The 15,543-nt window shown below is 67.1% G+C and carries 18 protein-coding genes and 1 pseudogene; 9 read left to right on the forward strand and 10 right to left on the reverse strand.

Annotation, left to right across the window (positions count from 1 at the left end):
- Positions 1 to 101: 101 nt before the first annotated feature.
- Positions 102 to 689 carry a Uma2 family endonuclease gene (locus tag LCH29_RS10410; RefSeq protein WP_446461415.1) on the reverse strand — a complete coding sequence of 196 codons (588 nt, stop codon included), beginning with the start codon at positions 687 to 689 and terminating at the stop codon, positions 102 to 104.
- On the reverse strand, positions 686 to 997 hold the full coding sequence (locus tag LCH29_RS10415) for a hypothetical protein (protein ID WP_446461416.1): 312 nt from the start codon (positions 995 to 997) through the stop codon (positions 686 to 688). Before LCH29_RS10415 ends, LCH29_RS10410 begins: the two co-directional genes overlap by 4 nt.
- Before the next feature lie 175 nt (positions 998 to 1,172).
- Between LCH29_RS10415 and LCH29_RS10420 the strand changes: the two genes are divergently transcribed.
- Positions 1,173 to 1,679, forward strand: a complete 507-nt coding sequence (locus tag LCH29_RS10420) for an LppU/SCO3897 family protein (RefSeq protein ID WP_446461417.1) — start codon at positions 1,173 to 1,175, stop codon at positions 1,677 to 1,679.
- A gap of 572 nt (positions 1,680 to 2,251) precedes the next feature.
- Here LCH29_RS10420 and LCH29_RS10425 read toward each other — a convergent pair.
- Together LCH29_RS10425 and LCH29_RS10430 are read right to left on the reverse strand one after the other, a co-directional pair.
- On the reverse strand, positions 2,252 to 2,440 hold the full coding sequence (locus LCH29_RS10425; protein WP_446461418.1) for a DUF397 domain-containing protein: 189 nt from the start codon (positions 2,438 to 2,440) through the stop codon (positions 2,252 to 2,254).
- Positions 2,424 to 3,248, reverse strand: a complete 825-nt coding sequence (locus tag LCH29_RS10430; protein WP_446461419.1) for a helix-turn-helix domain-containing protein — start codon at positions 3,246 to 3,248, stop codon at positions 2,424 to 2,426. The genes LCH29_RS10425 and LCH29_RS10430 overlap by 17 nt, the downstream gene beginning before the upstream one ends.
- A 73-nt stretch (positions 3,249 to 3,321) precedes the next feature.
- Here LCH29_RS10430 and LCH29_RS10435 point away from each other — a divergent pair, with 73 nt between their 5' ends.
- The 3 genes from LCH29_RS10435 to LCH29_RS10445 all read left to right on the forward strand — a co-directional run bounded on the left by LCH29_RS10435 (position 3,322) and on the right by LCH29_RS10445 (position 5,518).
- Positions 3,322 to 3,726 carry an ATP-binding protein gene (locus tag LCH29_RS10435; protein WP_446461420.1) on the forward strand — a complete coding sequence of 135 codons (405 nt, stop codon included), beginning with the start codon at positions 3,322 to 3,324 and terminating at the stop codon, positions 3,724 to 3,726.
- A gap of 65 nt (positions 3,727 to 3,791) precedes the next feature.
- A complete protein-coding gene (locus LCH29_RS10440; protein ID WP_446461421.1) occupies positions 3,792 to 5,141 on the forward strand; it encodes a class II 3-deoxy-7-phosphoheptulonate synthase in 1,350 nt (449 codons plus the stop codon).
- A 128-nt stretch (positions 5,142 to 5,269) separates the two neighbouring features.
- Positions 5,270 to 5,518, forward strand: a complete 249-nt coding sequence (locus LCH29_RS10445) for a (2Fe-2S)-binding protein (RefSeq protein ID WP_446461422.1) — start codon at positions 5,270 to 5,272, stop codon at positions 5,516 to 5,518.
- Between the two features lie 17 nt (positions 5,519 to 5,535).
- On the opposite strand, the gene bfr is transcribed toward LCH29_RS10445, so the two are convergent.
- Entirely contained in the window at positions 5,536 to 6,015 is a 480-nt protein-coding gene (bfr, locus tag LCH29_RS10450) for a bacterioferritin (RefSeq protein WP_123106816.1), read from the reverse strand.
- Positions 6,016 to 6,184: 169 nt separating this feature from the next.
- On the opposite strand from bfr, the gene LCH29_RS10455 reads away from it, so the two are divergent.
- Positions 6,185 to 6,808 carry a sulfite oxidase-like oxidoreductase gene (locus LCH29_RS10455; protein WP_123106817.1) on the forward strand — a complete coding sequence of 208 codons (624 nt, stop codon included), beginning with the start codon at positions 6,185 to 6,187 and terminating at the stop codon, positions 6,806 to 6,808.
- A 194-nt stretch (positions 6,809 to 7,002) separates the two neighbouring features.
- Here LCH29_RS10455 and LCH29_RS10460 read toward each other — a convergent pair whose 3' ends face one another.
- On the reverse strand, positions 7,003 to 7,521 hold the full coding sequence (locus LCH29_RS10460) for a phenolic acid decarboxylase (protein ID WP_446461423.1): 519 nt from the start codon (positions 7,519 to 7,521) through the stop codon (positions 7,003 to 7,005).
- 100 nt (positions 7,522 to 7,621) lie between these two features.
- Between LCH29_RS10460 and LCH29_RS10465 the strand changes: the two genes are divergently transcribed.
- The 4 genes and pseudogenes from LCH29_RS10465 (at position 7,622) to LCH29_RS10480 (ending at position 12,051) form a co-directional block, all read left to right on the forward strand.
- The gene (locus tag LCH29_RS10465; RefSeq protein WP_446461424.1) at positions 7,622 to 8,065 is read left to right on the forward strand and encodes a MarR family winged helix-turn-helix transcriptional regulator; all 444 of its coding nucleotides are present in this window, start codon (positions 7,622 to 7,624) and stop codon (positions 8,063 to 8,065) included.
- A 173-nt stretch (positions 8,066 to 8,238) separates the two neighbouring features.
- Positions 8,239 to 8,454: pseudogene (locus LCH29_RS10470) on the forward strand (RNA-guided endonuclease TnpB family protein); the annotation flags it as partial.
- Positions 8,455 to 9,097: 643 nt separating this feature from the next.
- Positions 9,098 to 10,858 carry a group II intron reverse transcriptase/maturase gene (gene ltrA / locus LCH29_RS10475; protein ID WP_446461425.1) on the forward strand — a complete coding sequence of 587 codons (1,761 nt, stop codon included), beginning with the start codon at positions 9,098 to 9,100 and terminating at the stop codon, positions 10,856 to 10,858.
- Positions 10,859 to 10,995: 137 nt separating this feature from the next.
- Positions 10,996 to 12,051: an RNA-guided endonuclease InsQ/TnpB family protein gene (locus tag LCH29_RS10480; RefSeq protein WP_446461701.1), complete on the forward strand. Its 1,056-nt coding sequence runs from the start codon at positions 10,996 to 10,998 to the stop codon at positions 12,049 to 12,051.
- Here LCH29_RS10480 and LCH29_RS10485 read toward each other — a convergent pair.
- From LCH29_RS10485 to LCH29_RS10500, 4 genes are all read right to left on the reverse strand, one after another.
- Positions 11,978 to 12,520 carry a DUF4396 domain-containing protein gene (locus LCH29_RS10485; RefSeq protein WP_446461426.1) on the reverse strand — a complete coding sequence of 181 codons (543 nt, stop codon included), beginning with the start codon at positions 12,518 to 12,520 and terminating at the stop codon, positions 11,978 to 11,980. The two genes, LCH29_RS10480 and LCH29_RS10485, sit on opposite strands and share 74 nt — an antisense overlap.
- A 101-nt stretch (positions 12,521 to 12,621) precedes the next feature.
- Positions 12,622 to 13,500, reverse strand: coding sequence for a deoxyribonuclease IV (locus LCH29_RS10490; RefSeq protein WP_446461427.1), 879 nt, complete (start codon positions 13,498 to 13,500; stop codon positions 12,622 to 12,624).
- A 147-nt stretch (positions 13,501 to 13,647) separates the two neighbouring features.
- Complete coding sequence (locus LCH29_RS10495) at positions 13,648 to 14,814, reverse strand: FAD-dependent monooxygenase (protein WP_446461428.1); 1,167 nt, start codon at positions 14,812 to 14,814, stop codon at positions 13,648 to 13,650.
- Positions 14,811 to 15,398, reverse strand: a complete 588-nt coding sequence (locus tag LCH29_RS10500; RefSeq protein WP_446461429.1) for a TetR/AcrR family transcriptional regulator — start codon at positions 15,396 to 15,398, stop codon at positions 14,811 to 14,813. Before LCH29_RS10500 ends, LCH29_RS10495 begins: the two co-directional genes overlap by 4 nt.
- Positions 15,399 to 15,543 lie beyond the last annotated feature (145 nt).

Here is a 15,543-nt window from a genome sequence, read left to right on the forward strand (position 1 = left end):
TCCATCACGGCATCTTCAGGGGATGGCCGTAAGTGGCGGAGAGATGCCCGAACGTCCGTTCTTGCGCGACGCGTCCCGTGTGTGCTTGGTGCAGACCTTTGTTACGCGGAGCGCTTGCCCACGGAGGTGAGGTCGATGTCGAGGGCGAAGGGCGTCGTGACCTTGAGCTGGTTGTGGTGGATGCCGGTCAAGGAGAAGCCTTCCGTGGCCGGGTCGCGCTCGTAGACGTAGACCACGGTGCGTCCCTTGTCGTTCCCCACCCGCCAGTGGTGCCGGATGCCCGCCTTCGCGTACTTCCGGGGCTTGGTGTCGCGGTCCCGCTCCTCCGAGTCCGGCAACACGGCTTCGACGGCCAGCACGACGTCTTCCGGGAGGTAGTACGTGGACGGCTCGTCGCGCTCGTACGCCTCGCTGGTCACCACGACGACGTCCGGCTCGGGAGCCTGGCGCTTGGCGAGTCGGACGGTCATCTCACGATCGGCCCGCAACCCGCCGGGGGCCTGCCGGTCCAGCTCCGCGACCAGCAGATTGATCACCCGGCTGTGCCATTTTTCTTGCGGGCTCACGAAGACGAGGCTCCCGTCGATGAGCTCGGTGTGTGGGGGGAGGCCGGGCAGCCGCAGAAGGTCCTCGGCGGTGAAGCCGCCGGGAGGCGGGATCACCCAGTCGGGCAGCGGCTCGGCAGTCATGAGGGCAGAGTACGCGGAGGGGCGGTATCGCGGGGCGGTGTTGCCCCCTGGTCGAACACGCCCTCAGCGCTCATCTCGCGAATCCGCTGAAGCGCTTCGCTCCGGTGCTCGCTTGCCACTGCCTCGGCAGCTTCCTCCATCGGCAGGTGAGAGCCATGCTGGTCGTTGTAGTCCAGCGCATCGCGGACGGCCTGCTCCTTGGCAAGTCGGAGCACGGACAGGACCGTGTGTTCTGGACTGTAGCCAGACACCCGCGCCGACAGAATCCTCAGCCATTCGTCGTCCACGTGAATGCTGACGTGGGCCATGCTGCATCGCCTCTTCGTGAGTCGCGGTCGCGACAGGTTGCGTGGGTGAGGTGTGGGCGGTGTGGAGGCCGCGACCCCGGGCGCCGGGGCTGTCGGTGGGGGCCGTTAAGTTACAGGGCCCGCGCATCGGCGCGATGCGCGGTCATCACGCATGCTCTTCAATGGGGGAATCGCTTTGTCCACGTCCGCACCGCCGCCCCACGGCCACAGTCCTTCCTACCCGGCGCAGCAGCCGTACCCGTACGGTCAGCCCCAGTACGGCCAGCAGCCGCCGCACGGCCAGCCCTACCCGGGCGCTCCGGCGCCGCCGCCTCCGCCCCGGCGCGGCTTCTTCAGCCGCTTCAACCTCAAGACGAAGATCCAGATGATTGCCGGTGTCTTGGTAGCGATCTTCTGCGCTGTCTGGTACGGGGTGCTGGGCCACGATTCCCCCGACACCGGCCCGGCCAACACGGACAGCACCAGCGCGTCCTCCGCCGAGGTCGGCGACTGCCTCCAGAACAAGGGTTCCGAGAGCGACCCGGACCTGTCCATCGTGGGCTGCGGTGAGGCCACCGCGGACTACAAGGTGAAGCAGCGTGAGGTGATGGACTACACCTGCGATCCGCAGTATGCGACGTACCAGTTGACGCGGAACGGCCGGCCGCAGTTCACGCTCTGCATGGAGCACGTCAGCAAGTAGCACGTGGGCCAGTAGGGCCGGTGTGTCCGGGGCCGTGTGCTCCGCCGGAGGGCGGAGCACACGGCCCCGGGGTGTTTTGTGGGCGTCGTGGGTGTGCGGTATCCGCTGGTGTGCGGTATCCGCTGGTGTGCGGTACCCGCTGGTGGGTGCACTGGCCGGATGCCGGGTGCGGGTTTCGTCTCGGTTCCGGTGATTGGAGCATTGGGGGCGGTGGGGGCCAGGTCTCGCCGTTGCCTTCGGACGCTCCCCTCGGGCGGGGGCCGGTGGCGGCTCCGCGCCCTCGTGGCATGGGGCGGTGCCGGGCTGCGGGGCGTCCGAGAACCCGGTTGAGGCGGCTTACGGACACTGACACCGTTGCTATCGGCGCGGCGGTGTCGGTGAGCCGCCTCAATGTCACCGGCCGTGCTTACAGGGCCACATGCGGTGCGTCTGGGGCGTGTTGAGGTACCGGACGTACCGCTGGCGTGGACCAAAGCCACCGCAATGCCGTCAGACGGCGACGGCGCGGCGTGGCCCCCGGGCCCTGCCAATGCTCCATCGCCGAAGGCGCCACGAAAGCCGCACCGTCGGGATCAGAGTTCGCCGTTCGCGGCAGCGGCGACGAAGTCGCCGAAGGCGGCGGGGGAGAGGAGCAGGACGGGGCCGTCGGGGTGCTTGGAGTCGCGGATGGCCATCCGGCCGGGTATTTCGGCGATCTCCACGCATTCGCCGCCGTCGTCCGCGCTGTAGCTCGACTTGCGCCACTCAGGACTGCGTTCCATAGCGTTCCTCCATCACGTGCGCGATCAGGTCTGCCGAGTCCTGTACGGACAGGGCGGCAGCCTGCAAGTGAGCGTAACGAAGGCTGAGATCGCCGACGTACTCCGGATCGGCGGTCATGTAGCCGAATTTACGCGTCTCGTCGTACGCCAGCTCCGGGCTGTCCTTGAAGCGCAGCAGCGCGAAAGCCCCACCAAAACCGGCATGTGCTCCGGCCGTGAACGGCAGGATCTGGATGTGCACGTGTGGGTCGTCGCGGAAGCTCAACAGGTGTGCCAGTTGGGCCCGCATCACGTCCCGACCGCCGATCTCCTGGCACAGCACCCCTTCGCCGAATACGGCCCACAGCAGCGGCGGGCGCTTCCCGTGAAGGATCTGCTGGCGTGACAGTCGCTGCTCCAGCTTTGATTCGAGCTGATCCTTGCGGAGCACGCCGAGCACCGCCCGTGCGTAATCCGGGGTCTGTAGCAGGCCGTTCACCACGGTCATCTCGAACACGAACTTCTGGGTGGCTTCGGCCTCCAGTTCGCTGTGATCCTTGAGTTCGAGGGGCACGCCGAAGCGCAGGGCCATCTCCAGCAGCCGCAGCAGCGCGCCGCCCGTGTTCAGCACGTCGTCCAGCTGCTTGGTGAAGCGATTGGTCGGGATCTTCTTGGCCGTCTCGTACTGACCGATCAGCGACCCCGTGCAGTACACCTTCGCGCCCAACTGATCCTGCGTGAGCCCCGCGGCCTCCCGGTACCGGCGTAGCTCCGCGCCAAGGTGATGCATCGGAGACGTAGTCGGGTCCAGCTTTCGGATGTTCGGCATGACAGCCCCCAACAACCAGCACGTTGTGTTCGTGAGGTAGCCCACAGTAATCGTCCGGATCCACTCTTGTGGCGTGAACGAAGACATTGCGTACCCGCCGCCCCACTACCACCTGACCTTCACCACGCTGTCCGCGCATGCGGCCTGCCACATCCGACGTATCGTCCGTACGTTCCTCGCCATGTGGGACATGCCGCACCTGGCCGAACCCGCCGGGCTGGCCGTGACCGAGCTGCTCGCGAACGTGATCAAGCACGTGCCCGGCGCGAGCTGCACCGTGCTGCTGCTCGCGGAGGAAGGCAAGCTGCGGGTCGAGGTCGGCGACGCCTCGTCCGTCGTGCCCGTCAGGCGTGCGGCGGGGCCGTGGGAGGAGAACGGGCGGGGGCTGGCGATGGTGGAGCTGGTCACGGACGCGTGGGGCGTGGAGCGGAACACGGGGCGGCCGGGGAAGAAGGTGTGGTTCGAGCTCAAAGCGTGAGGGGTGCCGTCTCACACCGTGGGCGGCGGGCTGGACGCGGAGGAAGACCCCGTACCCTTGTCCGGGTGACCGTGAACGCTGAATCCCACGCCGGTGGCAACACCTGGCAGTTCCTTCCCGCGGCGCAGCAGCCTGACTGGCCGGACCAAGAGGCTCTGCGCGATGTCATCGCTGAGCTCGAGGCCTATCCGCCGCTCGTCTTCGCGGGCGAGTGCGACCAGCTGCGGCACCGCCTGGGGGCCGTCGCCCGGGGTGAGGCGTTTCTGCTCCAGGGCGGTGACTGCGCCGAGGCCTTCGACGGGGTGGGCGCCGATCAGATCCGCAACAAGCTGAAGACGCTCCTCCAGATGGGCGCCGTGCTGACCTACGCCGGGTCCGTCCCGGTGGTGAAGGTCGGCCGGATCGCCGGGCAGTACAGCAAGCCGCGCTCGAAGCCGACCGAGACCCGCGACGGGGTGACCCTGCCGACGTACCGCGGCGACTCCGTCAACGGCTTCGAGTTCACGGAGGAGGCGCGGATCCCGGATCCGCAGCGGCTGAAGCGGATGTACCAGGCGTCGGCCTCGACGCTGAACCTGGTCCGCGCCTTCACCACCGGCGGCTACGCCGATCTGCGGCAGGTGCACGCCTGGAACCAGGACTTCGTGAAGTCGTCCCCCTCGGGGCAGCGCTACGAGGCGCTGGCGCGCGAGATCGACCGGGCGCTGAACTTCATGAACGCCTGCGGGGTGGACCCGGAGGAGTTCAAGACCGTCGAGTTCTTCTCGTCGCACGAGGCGCTGATCCTGGACTACGAGTCGGCGATGACCCGTACCGACTCGCGGACCGGCGACCTGTACGACGTGTCCGGCCACATGGTGTGGATCGGTGAGCGCACCCGGCAGCTGGACGGGGCGCACATCGAGTTCGCGTCGAAGGTCCGTAACCCGGTGGGCGTGAAGCTGGGCCCGACGACCACGCCCGAAGAGGCGCTGACGCTGATCGACAAGATCGACCCGGACCGGGAGCCGGGCCGTCTCACCTTCATCACGCGGATGGGCGCGGACAAGGTCCGCGACAAGCTGCCGCACCTGGTGGAGAAGGTCACCGCGTCCGGTGCGCAGGTCGCCTGGGTCTGCGACCCGATGCACGGCAACACCTTCGAGGCCGCGTCGGGCCACAAGACGCGCCGCTTCGACGATGTGCTGGACGAGGTCAAGGGCTTCTTCGAGGTCCACAAGGAGCTGGGCACCCACCCGGGCGGCATCCACGTGGAGCTGACCGGTGACGACGTCACGGAGTGCGTGGGCGGTGGCGACGAGATTTTCGTCGACGATCTGCACCAGCGGTACGAGACGGCCTGCGACCCGCGGCTGAACCGCAGCCAGTCGCTTGACCTGGCGTTCCTGGTCGCGGAGATGTACCGGGACCAGTAGGGCCGAAACAGATCATTTACGCAGGTGGGGCGCGGATCACATCGATCCGCGCCCCTCGCCGTTGTAAGGCTCCGGCATGAAAGGTAAGGTAAGGGTTACCTTATTGATCAACGCTGGAGAGTCTGCCCGTGTACGTCTGCTCATGCTTCGGGATCACCGAGAAGCAGGTGCGCGAGCACGCCGCCACGGGCGCGTGCACACCGCGCCAGATTGCCGGTGCCTGCAAGGCGGGCACGGACTGCGGTTCCTGCGTACGCAAGATCCAGGCGCTGCTGGGCCGGGGCGCGTGCCCGCGCCGCGAGGCCCCGCTCGAGCCCGTCGCGCTGTCTGCTGCCGCGGCGGTCGAGGTCGGGGTGGAGGCCGCCGAAGCCGCCTAGCCTGCCGTCCTGGCCCGTCAGCTGCTCGGCTGCTCGATCTGCTGGGCGATGTAGAGCGCCTCACCGAGCTTCTCGATCAGATCGAGCTGGGTGTCGAGGTAGTCGATGTGCTCCTCCTCGTCGGCGAGGATGCTCTCGAAGATGTTGGCCGAGGTGATGTCGCCCTTGGACCGCATCAGCTCGATGCCGCGCTTGAGGCGGTCGATGGCCTCCAGCTCCACCTGGCGGTCGGCCTGGAACATCTCGGTGACCGTCTGGCCCACCCGCACGTGGAAGAGCCGCTGGTAATTCGGGAGGCCATCCAGAAGGAGGATGCGGTCGGTGAGCATCTCCGCGTGCTTCATCTCATCGAACGACTCCGACCGGGTGTATGCCGCCAGTCGTGTCCAGCCATTGTTGTCCTGCATCTTCGAATGCAGAAAGTACTGATTGATGGCCGTCAGCTCGCCGGTCAGCTGCTCGTTGAGGAATTCCAGAACCTCGGGGTCGCCCTGCATCGAAGGGGCTCCTTCCCATCAGAAGGGGGAATGCCAGGTTCCGGCATCGTTGCATCGCCGCAGCTGGGGCGTCCAGCAAGGGCACGCTTAGTGCGAGTTGCCCCGCCGTGGCCCCGGTGCCGCATGCCCTGGTCCCGACCACCCCCGGCGGTCTGAGAGCATGGAGTCCATGGGTCAGTCGGAGCACCGCGAGGGAGAGCTTGCGCAGCTGCCCCCGGGGCAGCGACTCCAGCGCGGGTGGCCGGTTACGCACTATGGGCCGGTCCCGAAATTCCGGCCGGACCGCTGGGAGTTCCGCGTGTTCGGCGCGACGGCGGACGGGGAGAAGCACTGCTGGACGCATGAGGAGTTCTCCGCCCTTCCGTACTCGACGGTCGTCGCCGATCTGCACTGCGTCACCAAGTTCTCCATGCTGGGCGCGGAATGGGGTGGCGTCGCGGCGAGCGAGATCATCAAGCTTGCGCCGCCGGCGCCCGACGTCACGCACGTCATGGTGTGGGCGGAGTACGGATTCAGCTCGAATCTGCGGCTGACGGACTTCATGACCGAGGCGACCATGTTCGCCACCCACAAGGACGGCGAGCTGCTGACCGCCGAGCACGGCTTCCCGCTGCGGCTGATCGTCCCGCACCTCTACGCGTGGAAGGGTCCGAAGTGGGTCCGCGGCGTCGAGTACATGACCGCCGACCGGCGCGGCTTCTGGGAAGAGCGCGGCTACCACAACATCGGTGACCCCTGGAGCGAGCAGCGCTATACGTACCAGGAGGAGCCGGGGGACGGGCCCGAGCTGTAGGGGGTGTCCGCAAAGTCCCGTCGGGCCCGCGACGCCTGGCACGCTCCCCCAGCTACCGCTGGGAGGTGCCCCCTCTCGCTGCGTTGTCGGGATCACGCGATCGCACGCGCCCCCGGCTACCGCTGGGAGGTGCCCCCTGACGCCGCGGGCTGATCCGACGCGACTTTGCGGACACCCCTAGAGGCCGCCTCTGCTCAGTCGGTGCGGCTGGACCAGCCCTCGGGGAGGGCGCCGGGGGCCACCGCGATGACCGACTCGTCGTCCGCGCCGACGTGCTCGAAGAGGGTGATCCTGGCGAACTCGGGCACGACGTACACCGGGTACGTCGGGCCCTGGTCGCGATAGGCGCGCATCGCGTCGAGGTGGTCGTTCTGATAGCAGACGGTGCGTTCGCCGTGCTCCTCGACCCAGTGCGGGAAGAAGATCACGCCGTGCAGGCGGCGCTTGCGCGGCATGACGTTCACCGAGACGGAGGTGCCGGTGGGCTCGTTCCAGGAGATCTTGAAGCTGTCGTCGTCCAGCTGGACCAGATCGACCTGCTGGTCCTTGACCCAGCGGCCGCCGACCATGCCGGAGTGGATGCGGTAGTCGATGGTGTGGTCGTTCTTCACGTACATCTCGTACTGCCAGCCGTTGGCGTAGGTGTAGATGAAGCGGTGGCCGACGATCCCGGAGAGGTCCTGCGGCGGGACGGGGTTGGCGACGGTGGTCATGGTCTGCCTCCTCGGGGGGGGGTCTGGGTTCGGCCGACCATTCAATTTTGCGACAAAACTGTTTTGTGTCAAAACTATGCGCCCCGGCAGAATGGGGTTCATGGACACCGCGACCGAGTTCGGCCGACTCCTCGGCCCCCTGCGCAGGGCCGTCCTGCGCACCCGCCACACCGCAGACCTCCCCGATCTGCCCGAGGCTCAGATCGAGCTGCTGCGGGTGCTCGCCGAGGGTGATGCGGCCCCGCGCGAGGTCGCGGAGCGGCTGCGGGTCGCGCCGTCCACCGTCAGCAACCTGGTCCGTACGATGACCGCCGCCGGTCTGGTCGAGCGCACCCCCTCCACCGTCGACCTGCGCACCGTGCGGCTCGCCGCCTCGCCCAGGGCACTGGAGATGCTCGACGCCTACGACCGCACCAGTACGGCCGCCCTGCGCCGGGCGCTGGACGGCCTCGACCCGTCGCGCCGCGAGGCGCTGGAGCGGGCGCTGCCCGCGCTCGACGATCTGCTCGCGGCGCTGGAGGCGGAGGCTCCGGGGGAGGGGTGACGGGGGCGTTGGTTTTTCAGCAGATTATTGCGATTCCTCCCAGGGCTTCAATCCTGGAGGGAATCGCATTGGCGGAGCCGGTGCTGAGTCCCCGCGGTAGCGAGTCCACTCGATCGAGTGGTGAGTGGTGAACATGCGGCGGGCAGTCGTACGCCTGTGTAGCTTTGCTGATCGTGAAGCTGGTGGTGCAGGTCAGGCTGTTGCCGACGCCCGCGCAGGCGGTGGCGCTCGAGGCGACCCTGCGCGCCTGCAACGAGGCGGCGACCTGGGTCAGCGTGGTGGCGTTCGAAAAGGATGTGAAGAACAACTTCGCGCTGCGCAAGCACACTTACGGCGAGATCAAAGCCCGGTGGGGGCTGGGGGCGCAGGCCGCCCAGCACGTCATCAAGAGTGCGACACGAAGTCGCTGTCGTCGAGTGGAGGAACGGGTGATATAGCCGTTTCTCTCGGGCCCGTGTCCAACGGCCCGTCCCCACACCAGCATGCGTTGCCGGTAACGGCGGGGTGTGAAGCCTGGTGTCCACGCCCAAGAGTTCTCCGACCGCCGGAGAACAACAGGCAAGGGGAAGACCGGAAGGGTGAACGCAAGTGAACCCCCGACGATGCCTCGTCAACGTGAGGTCGCCCGGCGGAACGCAAGCGGCGATTTGAAGGCCCGATGCTGCAAGGCATCAAGTGCCCCTGCGGGATTTTGAACGTGGGGGGAGGACACCACTGGCCTCGGGGTATAGGGGGCACCCGACCCGGTCGCAGCTCGCGGCTGCGGAACGTGGAAACCCCGTTGCGGTCCGGACTCGCCAGTCCGGTAAGCCAGATGTAAAGAAGGCCCAAACCCGCAGCGGGAACAGGATGGTCCAAGAAGCGAACGCCGGTAGGCCGAAAGGCCAGGGGAAAGCGGATAGTTCCGCATAACCCGCCGGATACGAGGCCGGTGCCTCGCCCCGAAAGGGGGCCCACGTGGACCAGGTGAACCTTTGAAGGCTGACGTAGCAAGAGTCATAACCGGCGGACAAGTTAGACGAAGGGGGAGGCGTGGCCGAGGTGTCGATCTCGCAACCCTTGGAGAACGGACCCAAGGGCGATGGCCTCGATTGGCTCGATGTTGACTGGGCTAGATGTGAGGACAACGTACGGCGACTGCAACGAAGGATCTTCAAGGCGGAACAGGAAGGGGACCGGAAGAAAGTCCGGAACCTGCAAAAGCTGCTGCTGCGATCACTCTCGAACACTCTGGTCAGTGTGAGGAGAGTGACACAGCAGAGCTCTGGCCGTGCGACGGCTGGTATCGACGGGAAGGTGGCGCTCAATCCAAAGGAGAGAGCGGCCCTGGCAACTGAAATCCATCAGTGGTCGAAACCCTGGAAGGTCCAGCCCGTCAAACGGGTATACATCCCGAAGAGCAATGGAAAACAACGCCCGCTTGGAATTCCGGTCATTCGAGACCGGGCCATGCAAGCGCGAGTGCGTAATGCGCTTGAACCCGAGTGGGAGGCGAAATTCGAAGCAAAGAGCTACGGATTCCGCCCGGGGCGGGGATGCCACGATGCCATCGCGGCCATCTTCAACACCACAGCCCAGAAGAACGCTGCAAGGCTGTGGGCCCTGGACGCGGACCTCTCGGCCGCGTTCGACCGTATCAACCATGACCACTTGCTGGACCTGATCGGGCAATTCCCGGGCAGGGCGGCTATCCGAGGATGGCTCAAGGCCGGAGTCATGGAGGGCGGGAGACTCGCACCAACGGACGAGGGGACACCACAGGGAGGGGTGATCATCCCCTTGCTGATGAACGTAGCCCTGCACGGGATGGAGCACGCCGCAGGGTGCCGTTATGTTCGGGACGGGCGCAGGCCCGAGCCCGGCGCGAAGCCCGGCACCCCAGTTCTGGTGAGATACGCAGACGATTTCGTTGTGCTCTGTCACACGGAACAAGAAGCGTTACAGGTCAGGAGCGATCTGGCGGAGTGGCTGGAGCCAAGAGGTCTCTTCTTCAACGAAGGAAAGACCAAAGTCGTACACCTAGAAGACGGGTTCGACTTCCTCGGGTTCAACGTACGCCGCTACAGAGGGAAGCTCCTGATCAAGCCGAGCAAGGCGGCGGTTACGAGGGTCCGGGAGAGACTGAAGGCCGAAACGTTGTCCCTGCGCGGGGCAAACAGCAGGGCCGTCATGAAGCGGTTGGCTCCGATCATCCGGGGCTGGTCCGCCTACTACCGGACGGTGGTGTCGAAGGAGGTGTTCACATCTCTGGACAACTATCTGTGGAAGCTCACCTACAAGTGGGCCAAACACACCCACCCGACCAAGCCGAGGCACTGGGTCACCAACAAGTACTTCGGCAGGTTCAACAAATCCAGGCAGAACAACTGGGTGTTCGGAGACCGGGCCACCGGTATCCACCTTCCCCAATTTGCCTGGACGAAGATTGTCCGACACGTCCCGGTCAGGGGCACCGCATCAGTACATGATCCGGCGCTCATCGACTACTGGGAATCCCGTCGACGCAAGAGAACGCCACCGTCGATGGATAAGACCAGCATCTATCTGGCGTACAAACAGAAGGGGCTATGCCCGCTCTGCGAACAGGCGCTCATTGCCGAGGCTGAATACGAGCCAGAAGAACCACGTCAGTGGATCGATTGGTTCGCGGCCCATAAGAAGGCGCTACACAAGCACCACTTCTTTGTGTACCGCCGCGACGGGGGATCGGACGACAGGACCAACCTTCGCCTCGTGCACTCCGAATGCCACCGCTTGCACCACGCAGCAGACGGCAAACGGACCAGGAAGTAACCCCGTTTCGTTCTCTGGGGTTTGCTTGAGCCGGATGCGGTGAAAGTCGCAAGTCCGGTTCTGAGGGGGCCGGAGCGCAGCAATGCGCTCCGGCTACCCGACAGACCTGCGACGCGTACGCCACGCTCAAGGCCAACCTGAAAGCCGGGAATCTGGGCAGGCCGGGCTCGAAGCGCTGGCGGAAGGCCGCCGGGAAGCCGGTCAGCTTCCGCCCGGAGAGCGCGCAGCCCTACGACGACCGGATGCTGTCCTGGCAGATCGACCAGCGCAGGATCTCGATCTGGACCGTGACCGGCCGGATGAAGAGCGTGGCTATCACCGCGTCCCCGGAGCAGCTGGCCACCCTGGCCCTCTACCGCAAGGGTGAGTCCGATCTGGTGTGCCGGGACGGCATGTGGTTCCTGCACGCCACCTGCGAGGTGCCCCAAGCGCCGCTGAACGCTGATCCGGTGGACTTCCTCGGCGTTGACCTGGGCATTGTCAACATCGCTACGACCTCCGACGGCGAGCTCATGGCGGGGCGGGCACTCAACCGCGTCCGACTCCGGGAACGGAAGCTCCGAGCCAAGCTCCAGCAGAAGAACACCCCATCCGCCAGACGCCGCCTGAAGAAGCGGCGGCGCAAGGAGGCGCGGCGGGCGCGGGACATCAACCACAAGATCGACAAGCATGTGGTGGCCGAGGCAGAACGCACCGGTCGCGGGATCGCCCTGGAAGACCTCACGGGCATCCGCGAGCGGGTACGGCTTCGCAAGCCCCAACGGGCCACCCACTCCAGCTGGTCCTTCGCCCAACTGGGGCGGTTCATCGCGTACAAGGCCCGCAGGGCAGGGGTGCCGGTGGTGCACGTTGATCCGGCGTACACCTCCCGCACCTGCTCCCAGTGCGGGCACATCGACAGAGTGAACCGGGTCTCGCAGGCCTGGTTCGTGTGCCGGGACTGCGGATTCGTTGATCACGCAGACCGGAACAGCTCCCGCAACATCCGCGCGAGAGCGTGGGCGTTGTGGCGACGCGGGGCGCAGTCGACCGCCCCAGCCCCACTTCCCGAACCGGAGCGGGGACAGGACGCAAACGCAGCGCCACAGCCAGTGGTGCCCGTTGTGCAATCCCGGGACTTTAGTGCCGGGTCGTCGAGTGGTATTGGTGCACCACTGCATGGCCCTTCCCGCGCCCGATCATCCACTTGTTGACCGGGGTGGTCAGGACGAAGGCGACCGCGAAGGAGAGCGCCAGGCTCAGCCAGAACAGGGCGTCGGACAGGGTCGCGTCCATCGCGCCCGGGAACAGCAGGATCGTTCCGTTGTCCACCAGCTCCATCATGGCGATCGATACGGTGTCGGCGGCCAGGGCGACGCGTAGTGCGCTCCGTAGATCGAGCCCGGCGCGCAGGACGCCGCGCATCGTGAGGGCGTAGCCGAAGACGAAGGCGAGCGCGATCGCCAGGGCCATGGTGGGTGCGTTGTGCCAGGCCAGTGCCGTGCCGATGGCCATGCCCAGGATCTCGCCGATGGCACAGCCGGTGAGGCAGTGCAGGGTGGCCTGCGCGGCCATGCGCCAGTTGGCGGGGGTGTTGCCGTGGCTGTGACCCTGTTCGTTCCCGTGCCCGTGCTCATGCTCGTGACCGTGTTCGCCGTGCGCGTGGTGCGTGTCGTGCTCCATGCGATCCATGTCGGATGCCCCCAGGGAGTAGTAGCGATCCTCCGGCAGAAGGAACGTTATACCCCTAGGGGGTATTCCTCAATGGTGGAGGTCGCTGTCTTTCATTCGTCCCGCAGCGCCTTGAGTCGGGCGATGTCCGCCGCATGCCCCTCGATCCCGTCGGCCCCGCCCGGCGTCTCGACCACCAGCGGCACCCCTTCCGTCGCCGGATGCGTGAACAGTTCCCGGAACGGCTCCTCACCGATGTGCCCCGCGCCGATGTTCTCGTGCCGGTCCTTGTGCGCGCCGACCACGTCCTTGGAGTCGTTCGCGTGGATCAGCTTCAGCCGCCCCTTGCCGGTGACGTCCACCAGCTCGTCGAGCGTCTGCTTCATCCCGCCGGGCGCGGCCAGGTCGTGACCCGCCGCGAAGACATGGCAGGTGTCGAGGCAGACGCCGAGCTTGGGGTGCCGGTCCAGCGCCTCGAAGTACGGGCCGAGATCCTCGACCAGCGCGCACAGGGACGTGCCCTGCCCCGCCGTCGGCTCCAGGAGGAGCGGCGGGTCGTCGTCCCGTGTCAGCTCGTCCAGCAGCGGCAGCATCCGCTCCCGCACCTGCGCGATCGCCGTCCCCCGCGCCCGCCCGCCGGTCGCCGACCCGGTGTGCACGACGACCCCGAGCGCCCCGATCTCCCGCCCGCGGCGGAGCGAATGCCGCAGCGAATCGACGGAGCGGTCGGCGGTGGCCTCGGTGTGCGACCCGAAGTTGATCAGGTACGGGGCGTGGATGTACACCGGTACGGACTGCTCGGCACACGCGGCCCGGAACGCCTCGTCCTGGGCCGGGGTGCCGGGCGGGGTGGCCCAGCCGCGCGGATTGGCGACGAAGACCTGCACGGCTTCGGCGCCGATGTCCTGCGCGTGCGGAAGTCCGGTGGAGGCGAGGCCACCGGCGACGCGGATGTGCCCGCCGATGGGATTGCGGCTGCGGTTCGTACTCACCCTTCCAGCATCCCAGCCGACGGCCACCGCCCCGGTCCCGGTGGTCCGGAGGCCAAGTCGGCCGATCGACCCGGCGCGGTGATCTTTGTTTTGTGGGGACGGGGCGAGCCCCGTGCCGTCACGTGGTCCACTCGTGAGGCGGCGCGGTCAGGCGCTGAGTTCGGCCAACGTCCGGTGGTCCTTCGGGAAGAGGGGGCCGACCAGGAGCCGGTCGAGGCCGGGCAGGTGCATGGCGCGGAATCCCCAGCGTCGCAAGCGGAGTCTGGCGGACGAGGTCGGCAGGAACCACTCGGTGACTCGGTCCCGGGCGGCCGTCTGGACTTGTGCCGCGACCGGACGCCAGCGCTGTTCGTAGTCGGCTACTCCTTCGGAGACCGAAGCCGACCGGTGTAGCCGCTCCGCCAGCACGTAGGCGCCCGCGACGCCGAGGGAGGCGCCTTGTCCGGCGACGAGCGAGACGGCGTGGGCGGCGTCGCCGACCAGTGTCACCCGTCCGTCGCACCAGCCCGGGAGGTCGATCTGGGCAACCTGGTCGTAGTAGACGTGGTCGGGCGGGGGGCACTGCGCCAAGGCGCGCTCGGCGAGATCTCCCATGCCGGTGTATGCGTGGCGAAGCGCTTCGCGCGGGTCCTCGGGAAGGGCCAGGTGGGGGGTGCGGTGCACGGCGAAGACCGCGACGCGGTCGTCGCCGAGCCCGTAGAAGCCCATCTGGCGGTTGAGTGTCTCGGTGAGCACGAACCGGCCGCGTACCTGTTGGAACACCTCGGGATCGGTGAAGACGAAGGCGCCCGTGTGCATGCCGAGGTAGCGGAGATGGTCCTGTTCTCCGCCGAAGACGAGCGAGCGGACGCGGGAGTGGACGCCGTCGGCACCCACGATCAGGTCGGCGTCGATCGCGGTGCCGTCGGAGAGGAGGGCCTTGTCGTCGTCGATCCGATCGATGGTCGTGCCGTAGCGGAGGTGGACCTCGTCGGTGAGCGATTCGCGCAGCATGCGTTCCAGTGCGGGCCGCATGATGCTGGCTATCTGACCGTTGAGCGCTTTGGAGACGAGGGTGTAGTCGACGCTGACGGTCTTGCGGCCGCGGTCGTCGATGTAGCAGAACTCCTCGACGGGGCTGGCGAACTCGCGCAGCCGCGATCGCAGGCCCATGGCGGTCAGGGCCTCGAATCCGGGACCGAAGAAGTCGATCATGTAGCCCTGGGTGCGTGGGCCGGGGGCGTGGTCGACGAGGTGGACCTCCCACCCGTGGTGGTGGAGGCGGTTGCTCAGGGCGAGGCCGGCGATGCCCGCGCCGCAGATGAGGGCTCTCATCGGTGCTCTCCGTTCGGTTCCTTTTCGGTGAGCTGACGCAGGAGTGGTGCGATGTGCGCGGCCGACAGCTCCGGATCGAGTCCCTTGTGGAGGAGGAAGCCGTCGAAGACGGCCATGACGACGGTCGCCGCCGCTTCGGGCGTGGGGTGGCCCGCGCGGGCCAGCGCGGTGGCGAGGTTGCCGCGGAAGTCGATCATGAGTCCACGCATCTGCTCGCGCAGTCGAGGATCGCGAGTAGCGGCGAGATACGCCTCGATGAACAGCAGGGATGCCGGGTCGGCGCCGGTGTACCGGTCGAGGTCGGACAGCATCGCCTCGATACCGGCGGCGGGGTCGGCGGCCGTGGTGAGGAGACCCGCGGTGTCATCGAGTACGCGGCGCATCTCTTCGAGCGCGGCCTGGCACAGCAGTGCCTGGAGTGACGCGAAGTGGTAGTGCACCAGGCCCGGACGGGCGCCGGCCCGTTCGGCCAGGTTGCGGGTGCTCACGGCGCTCCAGCCGACCTCTCCGATGAGTTCCCGGGCGGCCGCCAGTAGCCGTGCGCGTACGCTCCGGCCGCGTTCGGTGTTGGTCTGACCGGGCAAGCGCACTCCTTGGGCAATCGACTTGGACGAATGCCCAATCTAGCATGGGTGGCCGCAGAGACGGCCTGCGGCCACAAGGGTCCCCATCGGGATCGGATGTGCGCACATTCCGTGCTGAGGCGGAAGGGGAAGAAGGCAGGCCCGC

The organism is Streptomyces sp. BRA346, from assembly GCF_052851135.1.